Origin of the sequence: Streptomyces sp. 1-11 (genome assembly GCF_007176755.1) — a bacterium.
Classification (GTDB): domain Bacteria; phylum Actinomycetota; class Actinomycetes; order Streptomycetales; family Streptomycetaceae; genus Streptomyces.
This window is the reverse complement of the sequence record NZ_BJTV01000006.1, coordinates 287658-309030: the sequence shown is the minus strand read 5'-3', so window position 1 is coordinate 309030 and position 21373 is coordinate 287658. Positions and strand designations below refer to the sequence as shown.

The window sequence follows — 21373 nt, the reverse complement described above, 5'->3', positions numbered from 1 at the left end:
AACCGGTTACCGTCCGCCTGTCCGGGGACTGGACCGACGCGCACCGTCCGGCCCCCTTCGCGTAAATTGCCGCACAGGCGGCGTTCGCCGCTCGAGGCGGCCGGTACGGGGCGAGGGGACAGCAGGCAAGGTGACCGAGGCAAGGCAGGCCGTGGGCACGGCCCGCAGGATCGTAGTCAAGGTGGGCTCCTCGTCGCTGACCACCGCCGCGGGCGGCCTGGACGCCGACCGCGTCGACGCCCTCGTGGACGTCCTCGCCAAGGTGCGCGGGGGAGGGGAGCGGGAGATCGTCCTGGTCTCCTCGGGAGCCATCGCGGCCGGACTCGCGCCGCTGGGCCTGCGCCGCCGCCCCAGGGACCTGGCCCGCCAGCAGGCCGCCGCCAGCGTCGGCCAGGGCCTGCTCGTCGCCCGCTACACCGCCTCCCTCGCCCGCTACGGCGTCCGGGTCGGCCAGGTGCTGCTGACCAGCGACGACATGAGCCGCCGCGCGCACCACCGCAACGCCTCGCGCACGCTGGACAAGCTGCTGGCGATGGGCGCCCTGCCGGTGGTCAACGAGAACGACACCGTCGCCACCGACGAGATCCGCTTCGGCGACAACGACCGCCTCGCCGCCCTGGTCGCCCACCTCGTCCACGCCGACCTGCTGGTGCTGCTCTCCGACGTCGACGGCGTCTACGACGGGGACCCGAGCAAGCCGGGCACCTCGCGGATAGCCGAGGTGCGCGGCCCCGGGGACCTCGCCGAGGTGGAGATCGGCAGCGCCGGCAAGGCCGGGGTCGGCACCGGCGGCATGGTCACCAAGGTCGAGGCCGCCCGGATCGCCGCCGCCGCGGGCATCCCGGTGGTGCTGACCAGCGCCGTGCACGCGGCGGACGCGCTGAACGGCGGCGACACCGGCACGTACTTCCACCCCACCGGCAGGCGCTCCGCCGACCGGCTGCTGTGGCTCCAGCACGCCTCCACGCCGCAGGGCGCGCTCACCCTCGACGACGGCGCCGTCCGGGCGGTCGTCGAACGCCGCACCTCGCTGCTGCCCGCCGGCATCGCCGCCGTGGAGGGCGAGTTCAGCGCCGGCGACCCGGTCGAACTGCGCGACGGCACGGGGCGCGCGGTGGCCCGGGGACTCGTCAACTTCGACGCCAAGGAGATCCCCCAGCTGATCGGGCGTTCGACCCGGGAGCTGGCGCGCGAGCTGGGCCCGGCCTACGAACGCGAGGTCGTGCACCGGGACGACCTGGTTCTGCTGCACCCCGCGCACCCGTAGGGCCACTCGCGCAACCTCGTGGAACAGGGCGTACGGAACGCCCCCGGTGGGGGACGTTCCGTAAAACCGCCCCGCGGAGCCCGGCGGCCTGCTCAACTTTCTCTCGGGGACATGTTGCTGGGACACGTTCCGTCAAGGGCCATGCGTGAAGGAGGCCGTCGTGAGACGAGTGCGCCCCGGGACGGCGTCCCGCGGTGCTCTGACGAGCGTCGCGGCCGGAGAGGCCTGTGAACAGCGCGAGGCACCCAGGGACCTGCCCCGGCTGTGGCACGTCACCCTCAGTGTCTCCGGGCAGCAGGTGCCGCTGCCCGACCTGCGGCGCGCCCTCGAGCAGCTCGCCCAAGACCACCCCTTCCTGCTGACCAGCAGATACGCCGGCGACCACGCGGAGATCCGGTACTGGGAGGAGGCCCGCGACCTGCACGACGCGGCCGCCGTCGCGCTGCGGCTGTGGGGCGAGCACCGGCAGACCGCGGGGCTGCCGGCCTGGGAGATCGTCGGCCTGGAGGTCATCGACCGCGAGACGTACCACCAGCGCATCGCCGAGGGCTACGGCCCCGCGCCCGCGACCCCGGTAGGGGTGCACCCGTTCTGAACGGCCGGGTGCCGCGGGCCGGTGCCACGGCCCGGTTGCGCGGTGCGCCTCCACGGCCCGGTTCCGCGGCGCGCCTCCACGGCACGGTTCCGCGGCGGCTTCACCCCCATTTGACCCGTCTCGCGGTGTGGGACGACGGCTGAACGGCCCGCCGCCGCGCACTACCCTTCCCACCATGACCACGCTCTCGCCGTACGACTCCATGTCCCCGGTCACCCAGGCCGCCTACCGGGCCAAGGCCGCCGCCGCCGACCTCGCGCCGCTCCCGCGCGCCGTGAAGGACGACGCGCTGCTCGCCATCGCCGACGCCCTGGAGGTCCGGACCGGCGAGATCGTCGAGGCCAACGCCCAGGACGTGGCCAAGGCCCGCGAGAACGGCACCAGCGAGTCCGTGGTCGACCGGCTCACCCTCACCCCCGAGCGCGTCCGCGCCATCGCCTCCGACGTCCGCGACGTCGCGAAGCTGCCCGACCCGGTCGGCGAGGTGGTGCGCGGCTCCACCCTCCCCAACGGCATCGACCTGCGCCAGGTCCGCGTCCCGCTCGGCGTGGTCGGCATCGTCTACGAGGCCCGCCCCAACGTCACCGTGGACGCCGCCGCGCTGTGCCTGAAGTCCGGCAACGCCGTCCTGCTGCGCGGCTCGGCCTCCGCCTACGAGTCCAACACCGCCCTCGTCCGGGTGATCCGGGACGCGGTCGGCGGCGCCGGGCTGCCCGCGGACGCCGTCCAGCTCGTGCCGGGCGAGAGCCGTGACTCCGTCCGCGAGCTGATGCGCGCCCGCGGCCTCGTCGACGTGCTCATCCCGCGCGGCGGCGCCTCCCTGATCCGGACGGTGGTCAGCGAGTCCGTGGTGCCCGTCATCGAGACCGGCACCGGCAACTGCCACGTCTACGTCGACGCGCAGGCCGACATCGACATGGCGATCGAGATCCTGATCAACTCCAAGGCCCAGCGGGTCAGCGTCTGCAACGCCGCCGAGACCCTCCTGGTGCACCAGGACATCGCCGCCGAGTTCCTGCCGCGGGCCCTCGACGCCCTGGCCGATGCGGGCGTCACCGTGCACGGCGACGAGCGGGTGCTGGCCCACGCCAAGGAGTCCAGGGCCACCGTGGTCGAGGCGACCCCGGAGGACTGGGAGACCGAGTACCTGTCGTACGACATCGCCGCCGCCGTCGTGGACTCCCTCGACAAGGCGGTCGAGCACATCCGGCTGTGGACCTCCGGGCACACCGAGGCGATCGTCACCACCTCCCAGCAGGCGGCCCGCCGCTTCACCCAGCTGGTCGACTCCACCACCGTCGCCGTGAACGCCTCCACCCGGTTCACCGACGGCGGCCAGTTCGGCTTCGGCGCGGAGATCGGCATCTCCACCCAGAAGCTGCACGCCCGCGGCCCGATGGGGCTGCCGGAGCTGACCAGCACGAAGTACATCGTCACCGGCGACGGGCACGTGCGCCGCTGACGGGGACGCGCGCCCGCCGGCGGGCGGACCCGGCGGGAAGGCGTCTCGGCAGGCGGATGAATTTCCGTACCGTCTGCCCAAATTGACCCCCCAGGACTACTCTGGACGCGTGCCGGAGGACGTGGGGGGCACGCCGTTCTCGGACGGCCGGGAGCCCGACGACGACCACGACCGCGGGGTGTCGGACGAAGAGTTCGCCTCCGTGGTCTTCGACGAGGCCTTCGTGCGGGCGGCCGTGGTGCACGAGCCGACCGCCGTCGAACGCCTCCTGGCCGCGGCCCAGGCCAGAGCCGAGGCCTCCGAGGCGGAAGCCCGCCGCGCCCACGCCGGAGCCGACGGCTACGACGACGGCTACGGCCACGAGGGCGGCGGACCCGGGCATGACCGGGACGACGGCGAGTACGACGACGACCAGGCCCCCGGCGATCACCACGGCGCCTTCTGGCCCTACGGCAAGCAGGTCCGCTGGCACCGGCCCGTCGCCTGGGTGCTCGCGCTGGTGATGGGCATCGGCATGGTCGCGCTGGCCTTCGCCGCCGTCTACCGGGGCGCCTCCTCCGGTACCCGCGACCGGATGCCGTCACCGGCCTCCACCGGCCTGGAGCAGGGAGCGGCGGCGCGCCCCTCCGCCGGCACCGTCCGGCCGGCGGTCTCGGCGGTCCCGCCGTCCCGCTGACGGACACCCCGCGTTCCTGGTGAGAACCTGTCAGAACTTGTCGTACGGCGGCGCGTTTACCGTAGGCCGCCGGAACCCACCCTGAAAGTATGGGCGGGCCTGGAGACCCACCGGAGGGGACACCCGAGGGCGGCCCCGCAGGTGGTGAGGACGAGTACCGATCCGTCGTCTTCGACGAATCGTTCGTCCGTGCTGCCCGGCTCCAGGAGTACTCCGCGCAGGAGCGCATGACCGACCACGCGCCCGCCGTGCGCCGCCGTCCGGGACTGCGCCGGGGACTGACCCGGCAGGCCCTGCTCCTCCTGCTGCTGATCGCCGTCGCCTTCTGCACCGCGGTCTACATGGGCGTCCGCCACCCCTACGGCGCCCCGCAGGCCCGGCGCCCCGCCGAACCGCTGCGGATGACCGTCATCCCGCTGGTCCCGCCGGGCAAGGTGCCGGGCGCCGCCGACGCCGAGTACCTGTACGCGCACAGCCCGGCCGCCCACTTCGAGGCCGGCGCCGAGGGAATCCCGCTGCCCGCCTCCCGTGGCACCGCGCACTTCTCGGACAGCCAGGTCACCGCCGCGCTGAGCATCGCCAGGAACTATTTGGTCCGCTCCTCCCTCGACCCCGACGTGCTCACCGGCCGCCAGGTCCGGCCGGTGAGGTCCCTGGTCGACTCCGACCAGCTCGACCAGTTCGACCGCGGCTTCGACCACCCGGCGGCGGACGGCCGCCACGCCCCGACCGGCTGGCTGGTCCGCATCGACCCCTCCCGCGCGCGCCTGGCCGACGACCGGATCCGCGCCCAGGGCACCCTGCGGGCCGACGAGACCGACGCGTCCGTGCTGGAGATCAGCGCCGACGCGGTCTTCGTCTACGCCCTGCGGCCGGCAGGCGCCGCCGTCGGCGCCGCGGTCTCCCTCTTCACCGTCCGCCGTGAGCTGGCCTTCCGGTTCACCCCCGACGACCTGCGTGTCGGCCAGATCCGGCTGGGCAGCTCCCACACCCAGGCGGGCCCGCTGTCCTGCGCCGAGGACGCCACCTCCTACCTGCGCCCCCTGCTGGCCGGCCAGACCGCACGCGGCGGCGGCCCGGCGGGCACCGACCCTTACGCCGCCGACGGCGCCACGGCCCTGTGCGGCACGCTGGCCGCGGCGGCCCAGCCGAAGCCCTGAGGCCGAGGCCTGACGCCGAAGCCCTGACGCCCAGGCTTCGACGCCGAAGCCCGCACGCCGAGGGCCCTGAGGCCGAAGTCCGGACACCGAGGCCCTGACGCCGAAGCCCGCACGCCGAGGCCCTGAGGCCGGGACCGACGTCCCGGCCGGGCCCCGTCGCCGTTGGGGTCCGGCGCTACTCCCCGTCCTGCCCGGACGCGCCCCGCGGCCCGTCTTGCGGTCCGTCCCCGTTCTGCGGTCCGTCCCCGTTCTGCGGTCCGTCCTTAGGCGGGGCCGGACTGCGGAAGCCGTCGAAGCCGCGGCGGACCCGGCCGCCGAGGTCGCCGGCGCCGCCCGCGAGGTCCGTGACCAGCTTCATCAGCGGGTCCTTGGAGCCCTTCACATCGCTCTTGTAGCTCGCGGCGGACTCGCGGAAGGAGTCGCCGACCGAGGCGTCCTTGTCCTCGCTGCGCCGCGGGTAGTGGCCGTCCATCAGCCGCTGGTGGTCCCGCGACTCGGCCCACCTCTTCAGCTCCGCCGCCCGGATGGTGGCGAAGGGGTGCGAGCGGGGCAGCACGTTCAGGATCTTCAGCACCGAGTCGCGCAGGTCGCCGCCCGCGTCGTACTCCTCGGCCTGCTCCAGGAACGCGTCCACGTTCATCTCGTGCAGGTGGTTGCCGCCCGCCAGCTTCATCAGGCCGCGCATGGAGGCCCGCAGATCCTGGCCCACCAGCAGCCCGGCCCGGTCCGCCGACAGCTCCGACTTGCGGAACCACTCCCTGAGCGCCGTCACCAGCGCCATGACCGCGAGGTTGCCCAGCGGTATCCAGGCGACCTTCAGGGCCAGCGTCGTCAGGAACAGCAGGACCGTGCGGTACACCGAGTGTCCGGACAGGGCGTGCCCCACCTCGTGCCCGACGACCGCCCGCATCTCCTCCTCGTCGAGCAGCTCGACGAGGCCGGTGGTGAGCACGATGACCGGCTCGTCCAGGCCGATGCACATCGCGTTCGGCTGCGGGTCCTGCGTGACGTACATCGGCGGGACCTTCTCCAGGTCCAGGATGTAGCAGGCGTCCAGCAGCATGTCGTGCAGGTGCGCGAACTGCCGCTCCGAGACGCGCACCGAGTCGGACAGGAACAGCAGCCGCAGGCTCCGCTCCGGCAGCAGCCCGCTGAGCGCCTTGAACACGGTGTCGAAGCCGCTCAGCTTGCGCAGCGCCACCAGGGCCGACCGGTCGGCCGGATGCTCGTACGCGCGCGAGGAGATCCCCGGGAAGCGCCTGCGCTGCCTGCTGGGCACGTGCTCGCGCCCGGTCTGCTCACGGCCGTCGTCGGACATGTCTTCCCCCATGTGCGTGTCAGTGCCACCGTCGCCCCCGAGGCGAGGGCCAGCCTAGGCGGAGTTACCGTGGACGGGCAGTACAGCGAAGGAGACCACGTCATGGAGTACCGCCCCCCGGCCACCTGGCTGACCGAGGCCGCCGGCACCGCAGTCCAGCAGCACGGATCGGGCAACCTGCTCCGCATCGTCCTGATCGTGATGTTCCTCGGCTGCGCGCTGACCGCATGGTTCCTGCTGCGCGGCTACAAGCAGAAGGACGACTGAGGGGCCGCGGAAGTTCCCCGCGGCGGCCCGCCCGGCGCCCGGCGCCCGCCGTGACGGCGGAGTCGGGGTGATCGCCGCCGGGCCGCCCGCTTACGATGAGCCGACATCTTCATGCCGCCCACACGCGATAGGTCCTGCCGATGAGCCTCCACCTCGCCGCCGCCCAGCTGGTCACCCTCGCCGCCGAGGGTGGGGAGCACGGCGGCAACCACAACAGCCTGAACCCGGCGGTCACCGGCGGCGGCGCCCTGATCGTCCTGCTGCTGCTGCTCTGGATCACCACCCGCTTCAACCGCGACCGCTGATCCGGGACCCCGTCCCCGGCCAGGGCCCACGGACCGGGCCGGTAGGGTCTGCACGCATGGAAGAGCAGGACATGCCCACCGGCCCGGCGCACACCCCGGTGCCCCGCCCGGGCAACGGCCCAGCCCGCACGGGCAAGCGCCGCCTCGGCGTCATGGGCGGAACGTTCGACCCGATCCACCACGGGCACCTCGTGGCGGCCAGCGAGGTCGCCGCCCAGTTCCAGCTGGACGAGGTGGTGTTCGTGCCCACCGGTCAGCCGTGGCAGAAGTCCCACCGCAACGTCTCGCCGGCCGAGGACCGCTACCTGATGACGGTCATCGCCACCGCCGAGAACCCGCAGTTCTCCGTCAGCCGCATCGACCTCGACCGCGGCGGCCCCACCTACACCGTGGACACCCTGCGCGACCTGCGGGCCCTCAACCCGGACACCGACCTGTTCTTCATCACCGGTGCCGACGCCCTCGGCCAGATCCTCACCTGGCGCGACTCCGAGGAGCTGTTCTCCCTCGCGCACTTCATCGGCGTCACCCGCCCCGGCCACCACCTGACGGACCCGGGGCTGCCCGAGGGCGGCGTCTCGCTCGTCGAGGTTCCCGCGCTCGCCATCTCCTCGACGGACTGCCGTGCGAGAGTCGCCAAGGGCGACCCCATCTGGTACATGGTGCCGGACGGAGTCGTGCGTTACATCGACAAGCGCGAGCTGTACCGCGGCGAGTGAGCCGAGAGGGGCACCGGTGAACGACCGATACGACGCGGACGACGCCGCCCACGGCGCCGCCCCGTACGAACTCGTCGGCTACGACGAGTACGGGCAGCCCGTGTACCGGCAGATCCCGGCACAGCAGGCGCCACAGCAGCAGTCCTACGACCCGTACGCCCAGCAGGGCTACGGCTACGACCCGTACGCCACCGGCCCACGGCAGCCGCAGTCCTACGAGGCGCCCCGGCAGCCGCAGTCCTACGACGCCTACGACACCGGCGGGCAGCAGCACGCCGCGCCCTCCTACGACCCGTACGGCACGCAGGCCCCGTACGACGCCTACGGCGCCGGCGGCCAGGGCGCCGGCGCCGAATACGACCCCTACGGGCAGGCCGCGAGGAGCGGGCAGCAGCCCCGGGTCACCGAGCAGACCGCCCACATCCCCCAGCAGGCCGGCCCCGCCGGCCCGCGCGGACCGGAGACCCACGAGCCGCCCGCGGCCACCGGGGAACCGGACGACGGCGCCGAGCAGTTCGCCTTCGTCGAGGAGCCCGACGGCGACTCCGAGGACGTCATCGACTGGCTGAAGTTCACGGAGAACCGCACCGAGCGCCGCGAGGAGGCCCGCCGCCGCGCCCGCAGCCGGATCATCGCCGTCGTCGTCGTCCTCGCCCTCGTCGCCGTGGCCGGCGTCGGCTACCTGTGGTTCGCCGGGAAACTGCCCGGCCTGTCCTCTTCCGGCCAGAAGACGGGCGCCGCCACGCCTGCGGGCGCCCAGAAGCGCGACGTGATCGTCGTCCACCTGCACAACACCGGCGGATCCGGCACCTCCACGGCACTGCTGGTCGACAACACCACCACCAAGCAGGGCACCACCGTCCTGCTGCCCAACTCCCTCGCGCTGAGCGGCGACGACGGCTCCACCACGACGCTCGCCAAGTCCGTGGACGACGACGGCTCCTCCGGCACCCGCGACCAGCTCGACACCGTCCTCGGGACCAGCATCCAGGGCACCTGGCGCCTGGACACCCCCTACCTGCAGAACCTCGTCGACCTGGTCGGCAACATCGACATCGACACGGACACCGACGTGCCCGACCCGGACGCCAAGAAGAAGGGCTCCACGATCCTGGTCCACCAGGGCAAGGCGCAGACCCTCAGCGGCAAGATGGCCGTCGCCTACGCCACCTACCGCGCGTCCGGCGAGTCCCAGAACGCCCAGCTGGAGCGGTTCGGGCAGGTCATGACCGGCGTGCTGCGCAAGCTCTCCTCCGAGCCCGCGGCCGCCACCACCACCGTGCAGACCCTGGCGCAGATCCTCGACCCGCCGCTGACCGACAAGGACCTCGGCGCCTTCCTGGCCGCCCTCGCCGAACTCGCCAAGGGCGGCGACTACCGGACGGCCCTGCTGCCCGTGCAGCCCGACGGCACCCTGAGCGCCGCCACCAGCGACAGCGTGGTCAGGAAGGTCCTGGGCGGCACCGCCAAGAGCCCCGACGCGGGGTCCGCGGTCCGGGTCTCCGTCCAGAACGCCACCGGCGCCAAGGACAACACGGAGAAGGCCCGCGTGGTGCTGCTCAACGGCGGCTTCACCTTCCTCGAGGGCGGCACCGCCGCAGGCAGCCGGACCACCTCCCAGGTGCTCTACGCCGACGCCGCCGACAAGGCGAACGCCGCCGAGGTCGCCAAGACCCTGGGGCTGCCCGCCGGCTCCGTGGCCAAGGGCGCCGTGTCCTCCGGCGCCGACGTCTCGGTCGTCCTCGGCGGCGACTACCGGCCCGCGTCCTCCTGACCGCGGCCGGGGCACCCCACGTGATGCCGTAATCACGTGGGGTGCGCCAGGCGGTCCGTGAGACCCTTGAGGTCAACAGACCGCCGACCGAAAGCCGCGTAGTGACCGCCACCGATCGTTCCCTCGACCTCATCAACACCGCCGCCCAGGCGGCGGCCGACAAGCTCGCGCACGACGTCATCGCCTACGACGTCAGCGACGTGCTGTCGATCACGGACGCATTCCTGCTGGCCTCCGCGCCGAACGACCGCCAGGTCCGGGCGATCGTCGACGAGATCGAGGAGCGCCTGCTGAAGGAACTGGGCGCCAAGCCCGTACGCCGCGAGGGCGACCGCGAGTCCCGCTGGATCCTGCTCGACTACGTCGACATCGTCGTCCACGTCCAGCACAGCGAGGAGCGCGTCTTCTACGCCCTGGAGCGGCTGTGGAAGGACTGCCCCGAGCTCGAGCTGCCCGCCGACGCCAAGGCCACCCGCGGCAAGGCCGAGGAGCACGCCAAGCTGCAGGCCGCCGAGGCCGCCGAGGAGCCGGACGGGGACTGGCGATGAGCGCCACCGCCGAGGTGACCGACCGCACCGGCCGGGGCCGCCGCATCATCCTGTGGCGGCACGGCCAGACCTCGTGGAACGTCGAGCGCCGCTTCCAGGGCAGCACGGACGTCGCGCTGACCGAGACGGGTGTCGGGCAGGCCCGCCGGGCCGCCCGGCTGCTCGCCTCCCTGCGGCCCGACGCGATCGTCTCCAGCGACCTGCAGCGGGCCGCCGACACGGCCGCCGAGCTGGCCGCCCTCACCGGCCTCGACGTCACCCGTGAGGAAGGCCTGCGCGAGACCTACGCGGGCGTCTGGCAGGGGCTCACGCACGACGAGATCATCAGCCGCCACGGCGAGGAGTACGCCGCCTGGAAGCGCGGCGAGGCGATCCGCCGGGGCGGCGGCGAGCTGGAGACCGAGGTCGCCGACCGGGCCGCCCCCGTCGTGCTGCGGCACGCCGAGAAGCTGCCCGAGGACGGCACCCTCGTGGTCGTCAGCCACGGCGGCACCATCCGCACCACCATCGGCCGGCTCCTCGGCCTCGAGGCCCCGCACTGGGAGAGCCTCGGCGGCCTCTCCAACTGCTGCTGGTCCGTGCTCGGCCAGGGCGCCCGGGGCTGGCGCCTGCTGGAGCACAACGCGGGCACCCTCCCGGAGCCCGTCCTGGGCGACGACGACTGAGCGGCTCTCGGGCCCGCCGTTCCCGGCACGGGGTCCCGGATTTCACTTTCCGGCAGGTCACAGGCTAAAGTTCTTCTTGTTCGCCCCGCCGAGCGGGGCGAAACACCATGCGGCTCGCCGCGTGGGACAAGGGGCTATAGCTCAGTTGGTAGAGCGCCTGCATGGCATGCAGGAGGTCAGGAGTTCAATTCTCCTTAGCTCCACGGATCGACACTCTGTCGAGTTGTCAGAGATCGGTGATGAGGATCCCGTCCCCCTCAGGGGGCGGGATCCTCTGTGTTACGGCGACTGTCCCAGGAGTGGCCCGTCCCCGTCCTCCCGGCCCGTCCGGCTGACCGGGCGGGGCGGCGTTGGGCACACTGGTCCGGTGCCGGCTTGAGTCACCCGGGGTCCCGCGGGCGTATATCTACGCGGAGGCGTTCTCGGTGGGCGCGCGGACAGCGGCCGGCCCCGGCCGCCGTGTCCGGACCGGTACCGAGGCGTCGCTGACCGTATTGGCCCGGCCGTGGCAGAATCAAACGGCCGGAAGGATGGCGCGGCCCGACGGGAGGAGTAGCGATGCCTGCGAGCATCCTTGGGGAGGTCGGCCACCTCCTCGATGCTGCGTTGATACGGGACACGACCACCCGGCTCAGCTGCCCTTCCTGCGGTTCCGGGCATGTGGCGCAAGTGCTCGGCGACAACGGCGGAATCTCCTACGTGTGCACGGCCTGCGGCCACAGCTGGAGCTGATCGATGGGTGCACACAGGCGAAAGTGCGACTGGTGCGGCAGTGGTACGCCGATCGTCCGTGACATGGAGCCGATCAATCCCGACTACCAGTACTGGTGCGAGGAATGCGCGCGGGCGCTGATCATAAAAGGCGACCCGATCGAGACCTACCGCGAGCTGGAGGGCGAGCCGATCTACGGCCGTCTGCTCGAGGAGCACTGCACGCTCAAGAGGTTCTACTCCTTCGTCACCGCTTGACGCACCCCTGGCCCCTGCCGTCGTCCCGGCAACGATGTCGCGGCCCGGGCCAGCGCCAGGAACAGCGCGGCCGCGGCCGCGTAGAGGGCCGAGAGCGTCATCTGCGCGCCGCTCTGGTGCAGTTCGGGCCGCGCCGCACCGTGCGGCACCCACCAGGGGACGTACGAGCAGAACACCAGGGCCGTGCCCAGGGCCGCCGCCCGGCGCCCGCGCGTCCACAGCACCAGCACCACCGGCACGCACCACACCCAGTGGTGTGTCCACGACACCGGGCTGACCAGCAGCGCGGTGACGGCGCAGCAGCACACCGCCCAGGCCCGCATCCCGCGCAGCTCCGCCGCCACCGCCACCGCGAGCCCCGCTGCGACCGTCACGGCCGCCAGGGCCGCCCAGACGGTCCCCGGATCCGGAGTGTGCAGCAGGCGCGCCAGAACGCCGCGCAGGGCCTGGTTGGCGGCCTCCTCGGCGTGCCCGACGCGGTCCGAGCGGAACACCGCGTCCGTCCAGAACCGCCACGAGTCGTGCGGCAGGACGGCCGCCGCCAGCAGCGTGGCCCCGGCGAACGCGACGGCCGCCCCGCGCGCGTGCCGCAGCCAAGGCTCCCCGTCGCCGCCCCGCAGCCGGGCCACGAGCCCCGTGATCAGCAGGAACACCGCGAACAGCGCCGGCGTCAGCTTCACCGCGGCGGCCAGGCCGAGCCCCGTACCGGCCCACCGGTCCCGGCCGCGGCCGCCTGCGGCGTGGCGGGTCAGGTCCCACAGCACCGCCGTGGCCAGCAGCAGGTTGACCTGCCCGTAGCGCAGGGTCGTCCACACCGGCTCGCACCAGACGGCCGCCGCCGCCACCCACCAGACGCTCTCCGCGCGCGTGTGGCCGGCGAGCCGCAGGGACAGCCGTACGAACACCAGCAGCAGGACCAGGTTCCCGGCCGTGGCCAGCGTGCGCAGGGTCGCGGTGTCCGGCAGCGTCAACGGCGTGAACAGCAGGGCCGCGAACGGGGGGTAGGTGGGCTGCAGGTGCGCGGCGGTTGCCCGCAGCGCGTACAGGTCGCCGCCCGCGCGGACGGCGGCGCCCTCGGCCCGGTACACCATCAGGTCGATCATCGACACGTGCGCGGCCCGCTGGGCCAGCCAGAACGCCGTGAACGACACCAGGCACGCGCCCGCCGCCACGGGCACGCGGCGCCGGGCCGCGGGGAACACGGGGAACGCGGACAGGGTCACGAAAGCAGACATTAGCCCCCGTACCGGAGTCAAGCGGAAACCGATTTGGTACTGCACCCCGGGGACCGTGTAATGTTGGCGTCGCCGCCGGGGAAACCGGGCGGAACAAAACAAGGGGCTATAGCTCAGTTGGTAGAGCGCCTGCATGGCATGCAGGAGGTCAGGAGTTCAATTCTCCTTAGCTCCACAGAAATCGAAGGCGGATCATCCGAACGGATGATCCGCCTTCGACGTGTTCCCCATTGTCTTCCGGACGCGCACGCACGCGTGTGTCTTACCGCACGCGCACGCGCGTGTGCGCCCGACGCACCCGCACGACGCCGGCGGGCCACCCGGTCCGGGCGACCCGCCGGCGCACGGCGCGCGGTGCGCGGCCCGCCGCCGTGCCGTCAGCGGCCGAGGGCCCGCCGGCCGCGGCCCTGGGAGAGGACGGGCAGGTTGCGCGACGGAGCCTGGCCGCGGGTGTCCTCCTCGATGCGCAGCGCCAGCGCGGGGCAGCGGCGCACCGCGCGCAGCGCCTTCGCCTCGGCGTAGCGCGGCACCTGAGCCTGCGCCACCGTCGGGAAGCCGTCCGCGCCGAGTTCGAAGACCTCGGGGAGGATGTCGGCACACAGGCCGTGGCCCCGGCACAGGGTCCAGTCGACGTGGATCTTCTGGCGGCTGGCGCCGGTCTCCTCCGGCTCCGCGCCGCCCGGGATGCCCGTCGGCGCCCTGCCCCCCTCGAAGAGCGGCAGCACGCCCTCCACGGGCCGTCCGCAGCCGTTGCCGAGGACGTGCGCGGCCAGGTCGTCGGTGAACGCCTTGATGGTCGACTCGAGGAACATCGCGGAGCCGTCCGGGTGCGAACACGCCCCGCGCCGCTTCACGTTCTTCGCGACCTGCTTCAGCGCCTCCAGCGCGGCCGGTCCGCCGCCGTTCAGGATGTCCTCCAGGCCGCGCGCGGCGGCGGGCAGCCCCAGGTAGCAGGGGCCGCACTGGCCGGCGCTCTCCTCGGCCAGCCACTGGGCCACCCGCAGCGACTCGCCCAGCGGGCAGGTCTCCTGGCTGATCGGCAGGATCGCGCCCGCGCCCAGCGAACCGCCCACCGCGTCAAGGGAGTTGCGGGAGACGATCGCCTCGTCGACAGTCGCGGCGTCGATCCACTTGCCGTGGTAGCCGCCGGTCAGCACGCCCTGCGGCACCGGCGGGGCGCCCGCGAGCTGCAGGACGTAGCGCAGCGGCACGCCGGTGGGGACCTCGATCACCATCGGCCGGGCGACCGCCCCGGAGACGGTGAGCATGACGGTGCCCGGCTCGTCGTACAGGCCGGTGTTGCCGTAGCGCTCGGGGCCGATCCGGGCCGCGATGGCGAGCTGCGCGAAGGTCTCGGCGTTCGACAGCAGCGTGGGCGCCCCGCCGACGCCGCTCTGCGAGGCGCTGATCTTGCGGCCGGGCGGGATCGCCGGACCGCCGTCGACCGAGCGGATCAGCGAGGCGGCGGCGCCGGTGACCATGCGGACCGGGTTGCGCTGCACCCACGCCCGCAGCGCCGACCTGCGGCTGTTGCTCAGGCCGCGCTCGGCCAGCGCCGCCTCCATGGAGCGCTGCGTGGACTCCCGGGTGACCCCGATCACGAGCGTGCGGGCGCCGAGCGCCTCGGCGCACAGCAGGGCGCCGTCCAGGATGAGGTGCGGGGCGCGGTTGATGAGCACCGTGTCCTTGCGGCAGGCCGGTTCGTCCTCACTGCCGTTGACGACGACGACCGGCCGCACCCCGCGCTTGATCGCCGACTCGGCGACCGAGCGCAGCTTCCTGTGGAAGGGGAAGCCCGCGCCGCCGCGGCCCTTGAGGCCGATGCGCTCGGCGAGCTGGGCCAGCTGTTCGCCGCCCAGCGGGTCGAGCGGCCCGTGCACCTTCAGGTGCATGGGCAGGTCCAGCCGCTCCACAAGGTCGAAGCCCGACGTGAGCACGGGAAGGCCGACCACGCGGACCTCCGGGACGTCGGGCAGGGCCTCGTTCACCTATAGCCTCCGGAAGGCGTGTTCCAGGGTTCGCCCGAACCCGGCGTGTCGTACGTGCCGGGGTTTGTTTCGGTGGCGGGACCGCCGTTGAACGTGTCACCCGAGTTGTACGTCCCGTAGGCGGCGTTCGTCTCACCGGTGTCGTACACATCACGTCCGCCGTACCCGCCGGCGCCCGGATCGCCGTAGGCCGGGATGGTGTATCCGGTGTCCTGCAGCGGGTCGTAGGCCGACGGCGGGGCCTCGCCGACCGGCGGCGGGGACGGGATCGGCCAGCTCCCCGAGGTGCTGGAGGGGCCGTCGACGCGCGGCATGGCCTCCGTGGCCCGCAGGTCCGTGGGCAGGTCCATGCGCGCGGTCCGGTCGGCCGCGAACGGCTGCCGGGAACCGGCCGGCGTGGACACCGCCCGGTAGGCGGCCGCGAAGCCGGACGCGGGCTCGGCGGCGGGTGCTACGGGGGTCTGGTACAGCGGCGCGGACGCGGGCCCGGCCTGCCTGCCGGCGAACGACGGCCTCGGCTCGCGCTCGAAGCCCGGCAGGGCGGACTCGGCGGCCCGCGAGCGGCTGGCGTCCAGCTCGTCCAGGCCCCGCCGCTCCGAGCTGCCCAGCACCGCGACGAGCCGGTCGGCGACCTTGCGCTTGACGGGGCGCGGGGCCGAGCGCAGCGCCAGCGCGCCCATCACGCCGAGCAGCGACAGGCTGTAGAGGATCACGAAGACCGGCTTGGCCTGGCGACCCGCGTAGAGCCCGTGCACGAGGGCCGCGCACCAGGCCGGGTAGGCCAGCATGTGCATCGCGCGCCAGCGGGCGGCGACGGGCGCCGGGGTGGCGAAGTTGCTGCGCAGGGCGCCGGTGACCCCGACGAAGATCATCAGCAGGCCCGCCAGCGAGCCCAGGCCGATCAGGCCGGCGCTTCCGGTGACGCCGAGCGAGAACGGGATGACCGCGGCGATCAGCTTGGTGTGGTCGAGCGCGATCTTGGTGGTGATGTGCAGCAGCAGGAACGCGATGGAGGCGACCGCGGTCGTGCGGTGCACCGCCTGGCCGATGATCCGCTGGCGCGTGTTCAGGAAGATCCGGTCCTGGGCGAACAACCCCCAGATCACCGAGCAGCTGAGCGAGACCAGTGACAGCACGCCCGCGCCGAAGTTGAGGAACTCGCGGAACTGGCTGCCTCCGACCAGCACGACCACCGGTATGAGCAGCAGGACGACGGCGGACGCCACCCCGTAGGCCGACCGGCCCGGTTTGGGGAGCGAGCTGTTACTACGACGAGGGTTCATGGGGGCAACTCCGAGCAGTTTCGGGAAAGCGGTCCCGCTGCCGAACTCTAAGTGGCGCCATACCGATCAGTAGGAGCTTTGAGTTATTGCGTTGTTATCAAAGGACAATGCGCCTGGGATGGTGTCCCTTAGCGGCTGTTACGCGAAGTAATCTCTGACCTTGGTTCAGTGGCGGACGGGGCGTTGTGTCATGTCCACCAGACATACGGAAGCGCGTCGCGGCTTGCTCAAGGGCTGCGGTACCCTAGCGCCATGCGTGCCGTACGCCTTCTGCTTAGCGGGCCGCGCTGATCAGTACCGACCCACCGGTCGAACCGTGTGGTCGGCATCGGCGCGGCGTCCCCTCCTGTGCGAGGGGATTTTTCGTTTCCTGAGTGTCACAGCCGCAGGCAGCCGCAGGCAGAGACGATCGATGGAGCTTTGAGGATCATGAGCGAGACGAACCCCGCTGCCACCGCCGAGGTGGCCGCGCCGCACCGCTACACGGCCGCCATGGCGGCCGAGATCGAGGCACGCTGGCAGGACTTCTGGGACGCCGACGGCACCTACGCGGCGCCGAACCCCAAGGGCGACCTGGCGGGCGACCCCGAGCTGGCCGCGCGGCCCAAGAAGTTCATCATGGACATGTTCCCGTACCCCTCCGGTGCGGGCCTGCACGTCGGCCACCCCCTGGGCTACATCGCCACCGACGTCTACGCCCGGTTCCAGCGGATGACCGGCCACAACGTCCTGCACACCCTGGGCTTTGACGCCTTCGGCCTGCCCGCCGAGCAGTACGCCGTGCAGACCGGCACGCACCCGCGCGTGTCCACCGAGGCCAACATCGAGAACATGAAGGCCCAGCTGCGCCGGCTGGGCCTGGGCCACGACAAGCGCCGGTCGTTCGCCACGATCGACCCCGAGTACTACAAGTGGACCCAGTGGATCTTCCTGCAGATCTTCAACTCCTGGTACGACGACGAGGCCGGCAGGGCGCGCCCCGTCTCCGAACTGGTCGCCCGGTTCGAGTCCGGTGAGCGCGCGGTGCCCGGCGGGCGCTCCTGGCACGAGCTGAACGCCGTCGAGCGCGCCGAGGTCCTGGGCGAGTACCGCCTGGCCTACGCCTCCGACGCGCCGGTCAACTGGTGCCCCGGTCTGGGCACCGTGCTGGCCAACGAGGAGGTCACCGCCGACGGGCGCTCCGAGCGCGGCAACTACCCGGTCTTCAAGGCCAAGCTGCGCCAGTGGAACATGCGCATCACCGCGTACGCCGACAGGCTGCTGGACGACCTGGAGGAGCTGGACTGGCCCGAGGCCATCAAGCTGCAGCAGCGCAACTGGATCGGCCGCTCCGAGGGCGCCCGCGTCGACTTCCCGATCGACGGCGAGCGCATCACCGTCTTCACCACCCGCCCCGACACCCTGTTCGGCGCGACCTACATGGTGCTGGCGCCCGAGCACCCGCTGGTCGAGAAGTTCACCCCGCAGGCCTGGCCCGAGGGCACCCACGAGGTGTGGACCGGCGGCCACGCCACGCCCGCCGAGGCCGTCGCCGCCTACCGCGCGCAGGCCGCCTCCAAGTCGGACGTCGAGCGGCAGGCCGAGGCCAAGGACAAGACCGGCGTCTTCATCGGCGCGTACGCCACCAACCCGGTCAACGGCGAGCAGGTCCCCGTCTTCATCGCCGACTACGTCCTGATGGGCTACGGCACCGGCGCGATCATGGCCGTGCCGGCCGGCGACCAGCGTGACTTCGAGTTCGCGCGCGCCTTCGAGCTGCCGATCCACTGCATCGTCGAGCCGACCGACGACCGCGGCACCGACACCTCGACGTGGGAGAACGCCTTCGCCTCCTACGACGCGAAGATCATCAACTCGGCCAACGACGAGATCTCCCTGGACGGCCTGGGCGTCGCCGAGGCCAAGGCCCGCGTCACCGAGTGGCTGCAGAGCCGGGGCATCGGCGAGGGCACCGTCAACTTCCGCCTGCGCGACTGGCTGTTCAGCCGCCAGCGCTACTGGGGCGAGCCCTTCCCGATCGTCTATGACGAGGACGGCGTCGCCCACGCGCTGCCCGAGTCGATGCTGCCGCTGGAGCTGCCCGAGGTCGAGGACTACAGCCCGCGCACCTTCGACCCGGACGACGCCGACACCCAGCCCGAGACGCCGCTGTCGCGCAACGAGGACTGGGTGAACGTCACCCTGGACCTGGGCGACGGGCCGAAGAAGTACCGCCGCGAGACCAACACCATGCCCAACTGGGCCGGTTCCTGCTGGTACGAGTTCCGCTACCTGGACCCGCACAACGACCGCGAGCTGGTCGACCCGGAGATCGAGCGCTACTGGATGGGCCCGCGCGAGGGCCTGCCGCACGGCGGTGTCGACCTGTACGTCGGCGGCGCCGAGCACGCCGTGCTGCACCTGCTGTACGCGCGCTTCTGGTCCAAGGTCCTGTTCGACCTGGGGCACGTCTCCTCCGCCGAGCCGTTCCACAAGCTGTTCAACCAGGGCATGATCCAGGCCTACGTCTACCGCGACAGCCGCGGCATCGCGGTCCCGGCCGCCGAGGTCGAGGAGCGGGACGGCGCGTACTACTACCAGGGCGAGAAGGTCACCCGCCTGCTGGGCAAGATGGGCAAGTCCCTGAAGAACGCGGTGACCCCGGACGAGATCGCCGCCGAGTACGGCGCCGACACCCTGCGCCTGTACGAGATGGCGATGGGCCCCCTGGACGTCTCCCGGCCCTGGGACACGCGCGCGGTGGTCGGTCAGTTCCGGCTGCTGCAGCGGCTGTGGCGCAACGTCGTCGACGAGAACACCGGCGAGGTCACCGTCACCGACGCCGAGCCCGGCGAGGAGACGCTGCGCGCCCTGCACAAGGCGATCGACGGCGTGCGCCAGGACCTGGAGGGCCTGCGCTTCAACACCGCCATCGCCAAGGTGACGGAGCTGAACAACCACCTGACGAAGACGGGCGGCCAGGTGCCGCGCTCGGTCGCCGAGCCGCTGGTGCTGATGGTCGCCCCGCTGGCCCCGCACGTCGCCGAGGAACTGTGGCGCAAGCTGGGCCACACCGACTCGGTCGTCCACCGGGACTTCCCGGTCGCCGACCCGCGGTACGTGGTGGACGAGACCGTGACCTGCGTCGTGCAGATCAAGGGCAAGGTCAAGGCCCGGCTGGAGGTGTCGCCGTCCGTCTCGGCGGAGGAGCTGGAGAAGGCGGCGCTGTCCGACGAGAAGGTCGTCGCCGCACTGGACGGCGCGGCCGTCCGCAAGGTGATCGTGCGCGCTCCCAAGCTGGTGAACATCGTCACGGCGTGACCGCGCGGCCCGCGTGAGCGTGCCGGGAACCGAGGTGCCCGGCACCTCGGGGTAGTCCCCTACGGGCAGGTTCGGGGTTTTATCGGAACCCCGGACCTGCCCGCTGCGTTTACCGTGGAGAGCACAGCGGCGAACGCCGCGGCGGGCTGAGGAGGAGCGGCATGGAAACTGTGATCACCGTGTTCGCCCTGTTGTTCCTGGTCTTCCTCGGGCTCGGCGCGTACGCGACCGTCAAGGCGGTCGGCGCCGCCAAGCGCGGCGTGGACCGCACGATCGCGCAGGCCCGCCGCACGGTCGAGGACCACACGCTGCGCGCCAAGTCCCTCGCCCAGACCGGGCCCGCCGGTGAGATCGCCCACCTGCGTCTCGCGCTGCGCGGCTCCATGCGCGCCACCCAGGAAGCGTTGCACGCGGGCGTGGCCGAGGACGAGTCGCTCAGGGAGTCCCTCGGCCTCTTCCAGCGGCTCAGCGCGCACGGACAGGAGCTGGACGCCGACCTCAAGCGCCTGGAGTCCGAGCCGGACCGCACGACGCTCGCCGCGCACCTTCCCGAACTGCGCCGCCGCACGGAGCGGATCACCCAGTCCGCGGACTCGCTCCGCTGGGCCGCCCGCGACCGGGCCCACCGCTTCGCCGAGGACGACCTCGACGCGCTCAGCGCGCAGATCGACGTCGAGACGGGCGCCCTGCGGCACTGGACGGGCACCGAACCCCAGCAGGCGCCGTGGCCGGACGCCGCGGCCGACGGCTCCGCCCGCCCGCAGCCCGCACCCGGCGCCGCCGAGACGCCGGCCCCGGCCGCCCTCACCCCGCCCTCGCCGCGCCCGGCCTACCCCTGGCAGAAGAAACCGCGCCCCGAGAGCACCACTTGAGCGGACCGCTCCGGCACCGGCGGGCAGGGGCCGGTCTGCCGCGCGGGCACCACGGCAGGTAACCTCCAGCTCATGTCCCGCCATGTCGCGATCGTCACCGATTCAACGGCCTACCTGCCGCCGCGGACGATGGAGCGCCACGGCATCACCGCGGTGCCCCTGACCGTGGTCCTCGGCGACCAGGCGCTCGAAGAGGGCACCGAGATCTCGACCCGCTCCCTCGCCCAGGCCCTGCAGAAGCGGCGCCCGGTCACCACCTCCCGGCCCAGCCCCCAGATGTTCGCGGAGACCTACCGCAGGGTCGCCGATTCCGGCGCGGACGCCATCGTCTCCCTGCACCTGTCCGCCGAGCTGTCCGGCACCTACGACGCCGCGGTCCTCGCGGCGCGCGAGGCGCCGGTTCCGGTGCGGGTGGTGGACACCGGGATGATCGCGATGGCGCTGGGCTTCTGCGCGCTGGCCGCGGCCGAGACGGCGGAGGCGGGCGGCACAGCGGACGAGGCCGTCACCGCCGCCGAGAAGCGTGCCGCCGGCACCTCCGCCTACTTCTACGTCGACACGCTGGACTATCTGCGCCGCGGCGGGCGCATCGGCGCCGCACAGGCCCTGTTCGGCTCCGCGCTGGCCGTCAAACCGCTGCTCCAGCTCGACGGCGGCCGCATCGAACCCCTGGAGAAGGTCCGCACCGCGTCCCGGGCGATCGCCCGCCTCGAGGAGATCGTCGCCGACCGGGCGGGCGCCGCCGATGTGGACATCGCCGTCCACCACCTCGCCGCCCCCGACCGGGCCGGCGCCCTCGCCGACCGGCTGCGGGCGCGTGTGCCAGGCCTGGCCGATCTGCACGTCAGCGAGGTCGGCGCGGTGATCGGGGCGCACACCGGGCCCGGACTGCTGGGCGCGGTCGTCTCACCGCGCTGAGAAGGCGCCGCCCGGCGGTGCGGTCGGGCGGGCGGTCGGTCGGTCGTGGGAG

Annotated in this window: 20 protein-coding genes and 2 tRNA genes; 18 read left to right on the top strand and 4 right to left on the bottom strand. The window is 72.7% G+C overall.

What is annotated here, in order from left to right; genetic code table 11:
* The first annotated feature begins 151 nt into the window (after nucleotides 1-151).
* The 5 genes from proB to TNCT1_RS15580 all read left to right on the top strand — a co-directional run bounded on the left by proB (nucleotide 152) and on the right by TNCT1_RS15580 (nucleotide 5160).
* The gene (gene proB, locus TNCT1_RS15600; RefSeq protein ID WP_143632544.1) at nucleotides 152-1267 is read left to right on the top strand and encodes a glutamate 5-kinase; all 1116 of its coding nucleotides are present in this window, start codon (nucleotides 152-154) and stop codon (nucleotides 1265-1267) included.
* Between the two features lie 160 nt (nucleotides 1268-1427).
* The gene (locus tag TNCT1_RS15595) at nucleotides 1428-1862 is read left to right on the top strand and encodes a hypothetical protein (protein ID WP_143632241.1); all 435 of its coding nucleotides are present in this window, start codon (nucleotides 1428-1430) and stop codon (nucleotides 1860-1862) included.
* Nucleotides 1863-2037: 175 nt separating this feature from the next.
* Complete coding sequence (locus tag TNCT1_RS15590) at nucleotides 2038-3324, top strand: glutamate-5-semialdehyde dehydrogenase (protein ID WP_143632237.1); 1287 nt, start codon at nucleotides 2038-2040, stop codon at nucleotides 3322-3324.
* 82 nt (nucleotides 3325-3406) lie between these two features.
* A complete protein-coding gene (locus TNCT1_RS15585; RefSeq protein ID WP_174266310.1) occupies nucleotides 3407-4000 on the top strand; it encodes a hypothetical protein in 594 nt (197 codons plus the stop codon).
* 89 nt (nucleotides 4001-4089) lie between these two features.
* Nucleotides 4090-5160: a hypothetical protein gene (locus tag TNCT1_RS15580; protein WP_143632232.1), complete on the top strand. Its 1071-nt coding sequence runs from the start codon at nucleotides 4090-4092 to the stop codon at nucleotides 5158-5160.
* A gap of 175 nt (nucleotides 5161-5335) precedes the next feature.
* Here the strand turns inward: TNCT1_RS15580 and TNCT1_RS15575 are convergent, their stop codons facing one another.
* Nucleotides 5336-6478: a M48 family metallopeptidase gene (locus TNCT1_RS15575; protein WP_143632230.1), complete on the bottom strand. Its 1143-nt coding sequence runs from the start codon at nucleotides 6476-6478 to the stop codon at nucleotides 5336-5338.
* A 102-nt stretch (nucleotides 6479-6580) separates the two neighbouring features.
* Here TNCT1_RS15575 and TNCT1_RS35835 point away from each other — a divergent pair, with 102 nt between their 5' ends.
* The 9 genes from TNCT1_RS35835 to TNCT1_RS15535 all read left to right on the top strand — a co-directional run bounded on the left by TNCT1_RS35835 (nucleotide 6581) and on the right by TNCT1_RS15535 (nucleotide 11725).
* A complete protein-coding gene (locus tag TNCT1_RS35835) occupies nucleotides 6581-6745 on the top strand; it encodes a hypothetical protein (RefSeq protein ID WP_174266309.1) in 165 nt (54 codons plus the stop codon).
* Nucleotides 6746-6885: 140 nt separating this feature from the next.
* The gene (locus TNCT1_RS15570; RefSeq protein WP_143632228.1) at nucleotides 6886-7050 is read left to right on the top strand and encodes a hypothetical protein; all 165 of its coding nucleotides are present in this window, start codon (nucleotides 6886-6888) and stop codon (nucleotides 7048-7050) included.
* A gap of 56 nt (nucleotides 7051-7106) precedes the next feature.
* Nucleotides 7107-7769 carry a nicotinate-nucleotide adenylyltransferase gene (nadD, locus tag TNCT1_RS15565; RefSeq protein WP_143632226.1) on the top strand — a complete coding sequence of 221 codons (663 nt, stop codon included), beginning with the start codon at nucleotides 7107-7109 and terminating at the stop codon, nucleotides 7767-7769.
* Nucleotides 7770-7785: 16 nt separating this feature from the next.
* A complete protein-coding gene (locus TNCT1_RS15560; RefSeq protein WP_143632224.1) occupies nucleotides 7786-9543 on the top strand; it encodes an LCP family protein in 1758 nt (585 codons plus the stop codon).
* A 101-nt stretch (nucleotides 9544-9644) separates the two neighbouring features.
* Nucleotides 9645-10091 carry a ribosome silencing factor gene (gene rsfS, locus TNCT1_RS15555; RefSeq protein WP_143632222.1) on the top strand — a complete coding sequence of 149 codons (447 nt, stop codon included), beginning with the start codon at nucleotides 9645-9647 and terminating at the stop codon, nucleotides 10089-10091.
* Nucleotides 10088-10756 carry a histidine phosphatase family protein gene (locus TNCT1_RS15550; RefSeq protein ID WP_143632220.1) on the top strand — a complete coding sequence of 223 codons (669 nt, stop codon included), beginning with the start codon at nucleotides 10088-10090 and terminating at the stop codon, nucleotides 10754-10756. The genes rsfS and TNCT1_RS15550 overlap by 4 nt, the downstream gene beginning before the upstream one ends.
* 130 nt (nucleotides 10757-10886) lie before the next feature.
* A tRNA-Ala gene (locus tag TNCT1_RS15545) sits at nucleotides 10887-10959 on the top strand.
* 355 nt (nucleotides 10960-11314) lie between these two features.
* Complete coding sequence (locus TNCT1_RS15540) at nucleotides 11315-11488, top strand: hypothetical protein (protein ID WP_143632218.1); 174 nt, start codon at nucleotides 11315-11317, stop codon at nucleotides 11486-11488.
* 3 nt (nucleotides 11489-11491) lie between these two features.
* Entirely contained in the window at nucleotides 11492-11725 is a 234-nt protein-coding gene (locus TNCT1_RS15535; RefSeq protein ID WP_006136074.1) for a hypothetical protein, read from the top strand.
* Here the strand turns inward: TNCT1_RS15535 and TNCT1_RS15530 are convergent.
* A complete protein-coding gene (locus tag TNCT1_RS15530) occupies nucleotides 11704-12960 on the bottom strand; it encodes a glycosyltransferase 87 family protein (RefSeq protein ID WP_143632215.1) in 1257 nt (418 codons plus the stop codon). The genes TNCT1_RS15535 and TNCT1_RS15530 overlap by 22 nt on opposite strands.
* Before the next feature lie 102 nt (nucleotides 12961-13062).
* Here TNCT1_RS15530 and TNCT1_RS15525 point away from each other — a divergent pair.
* Nucleotides 13063-13135 (top strand) — tRNA-Ala (locus tag TNCT1_RS15525).
* 202 nt (nucleotides 13136-13337) lie between these two features.
* On the opposite strand, the gene TNCT1_RS15520 is transcribed toward TNCT1_RS15525, so the two are convergent.
* On the bottom strand, nucleotides 13338-14948 hold the full coding sequence (locus TNCT1_RS15520) for an NADH-quinone oxidoreductase subunit NuoF family protein (protein WP_143632213.1): 1611 nt from the start codon (nucleotides 14946-14948) through the stop codon (nucleotides 13338-13340).
* Nucleotides 14945-16231 carry a cytochrome b/b6 domain-containing protein gene (locus TNCT1_RS15515; RefSeq protein ID WP_174266308.1) on the bottom strand — a complete coding sequence of 429 codons (1287 nt, stop codon included), beginning with the start codon at nucleotides 16229-16231 and terminating at the stop codon, nucleotides 14945-14947. The genes TNCT1_RS15520 and TNCT1_RS15515 overlap by 4 nt, the downstream gene beginning before the upstream one ends.
* Before the next feature lie 429 nt (nucleotides 16232-16660).
* Between TNCT1_RS15515 and leuS the strand changes: the two genes are divergently transcribed.
* The 3 genes from leuS (at nucleotide 16661) to TNCT1_RS15500 (ending at nucleotide 21321) form a co-directional block, all read left to right on the top strand.
* Nucleotides 16661-19531 carry a leucine--tRNA ligase gene (gene leuS / locus TNCT1_RS15510; protein ID WP_143632211.1) on the top strand — a complete coding sequence of 957 codons (2871 nt, stop codon included), beginning with the start codon at nucleotides 16661-16663 and terminating at the stop codon, nucleotides 19529-19531.
* 161 nt (nucleotides 19532-19692) lie between these two features.
* Nucleotides 19693-20403 carry a hypothetical protein gene (locus tag TNCT1_RS15505; RefSeq protein WP_143632208.1) on the top strand — a complete coding sequence of 237 codons (711 nt, stop codon included), beginning with the start codon at nucleotides 19693-19695 and terminating at the stop codon, nucleotides 20401-20403.
* Nucleotides 20404-20475: 72 nt separating this feature from the next.
* Nucleotides 20476-21321 (top strand): DegV family protein, encoded by an 846-nt coding sequence (locus tag TNCT1_RS15500; RefSeq protein WP_143632205.1) that lies wholly within the window; start codon nucleotides 20476-20478, stop codon nucleotides 21319-21321.
* Nucleotides 21322-21373 lie beyond the last annotated feature (52 nt).

Coding starts and splice junctions, on each gene's coding strand:
- TNCT1_RS15505 (WP_143632208.1), top strand. CDS start 19,693: ATGGAAACTGTGATCACCGTGTTCGCCCTGTTGTTCCTGGTCTTCCTC.
- TNCT1_RS15575 (WP_143632230.1), bottom strand. CDS start 6,478: ATGTCCGACGACGGCCGTGAGCAGACCGGGCGCGAGCACGTGCCCAGC.
- TNCT1_RS15515 (WP_174266308.1), bottom strand. CDS start 16,231: ATGAACCCTCGTCGTAGTAACAGCTCGCTCCCCAAACCGGGCCGGTCG.
- TNCT1_RS15500 (WP_143632205.1), top strand. CDS start 20,476: ATGTCCCGCCATGTCGCGATCGTCACCGATTCAACGGCCTACCTGCCG.
- TNCT1_RS35835 (WP_174266309.1), top strand. CDS start 6,581: ATGGAGTACCGCCCCCCGGCCACCTGGCTGACCGAGGCCGCCGGCACC.
- TNCT1_RS15550 (WP_143632220.1), top strand. CDS start 10,088: ATGAGCGCCACCGCCGAGGTGACCGACCGCACCGGCCGGGGCCGCCGC.
- nadD (WP_143632226.1), top strand. CDS start 7,107: ATGGAAGAGCAGGACATGCCCACCGGCCCGGCGCACACCCCGGTGCCC.
- TNCT1_RS15580 (WP_143632232.1), top strand. CDS start 4,090: ATGGGCGGGCCTGGAGACCCACCGGAGGGGACACCCGAGGGCGGCCCC.
- TNCT1_RS15540 (WP_143632218.1), top strand. CDS start 11,315: ATGCCTGCGAGCATCCTTGGGGAGGTCGGCCACCTCCTCGATGCTGCG.
- TNCT1_RS15535 (WP_006136074.1), top strand. CDS start 11,492: ATGGGTGCACACAGGCGAAAGTGCGACTGGTGCGGCAGTGGTACGCCG.
- TNCT1_RS15570 (WP_143632228.1), top strand. CDS start 6,886: ATGAGCCTCCACCTCGCCGCCGCCCAGCTGGTCACCCTCGCCGCCGAG.
- TNCT1_RS15590 (WP_143632237.1), top strand. CDS start 2,038: ATGACCACGCTCTCGCCGTACGACTCCATGTCCCCGGTCACCCAGGCC.
- leuS (WP_143632211.1), top strand. CDS start 16,661: ATGAGCGAGACGAACCCCGCTGCCACCGCCGAGGTGGCCGCGCCGCAC.
- TNCT1_RS15530 (WP_143632215.1), bottom strand. CDS start 12,960: ATGTCTGCTTTCGTGACCCTGTCCGCGTTCCCCGTGTTCCCCGCGGCC.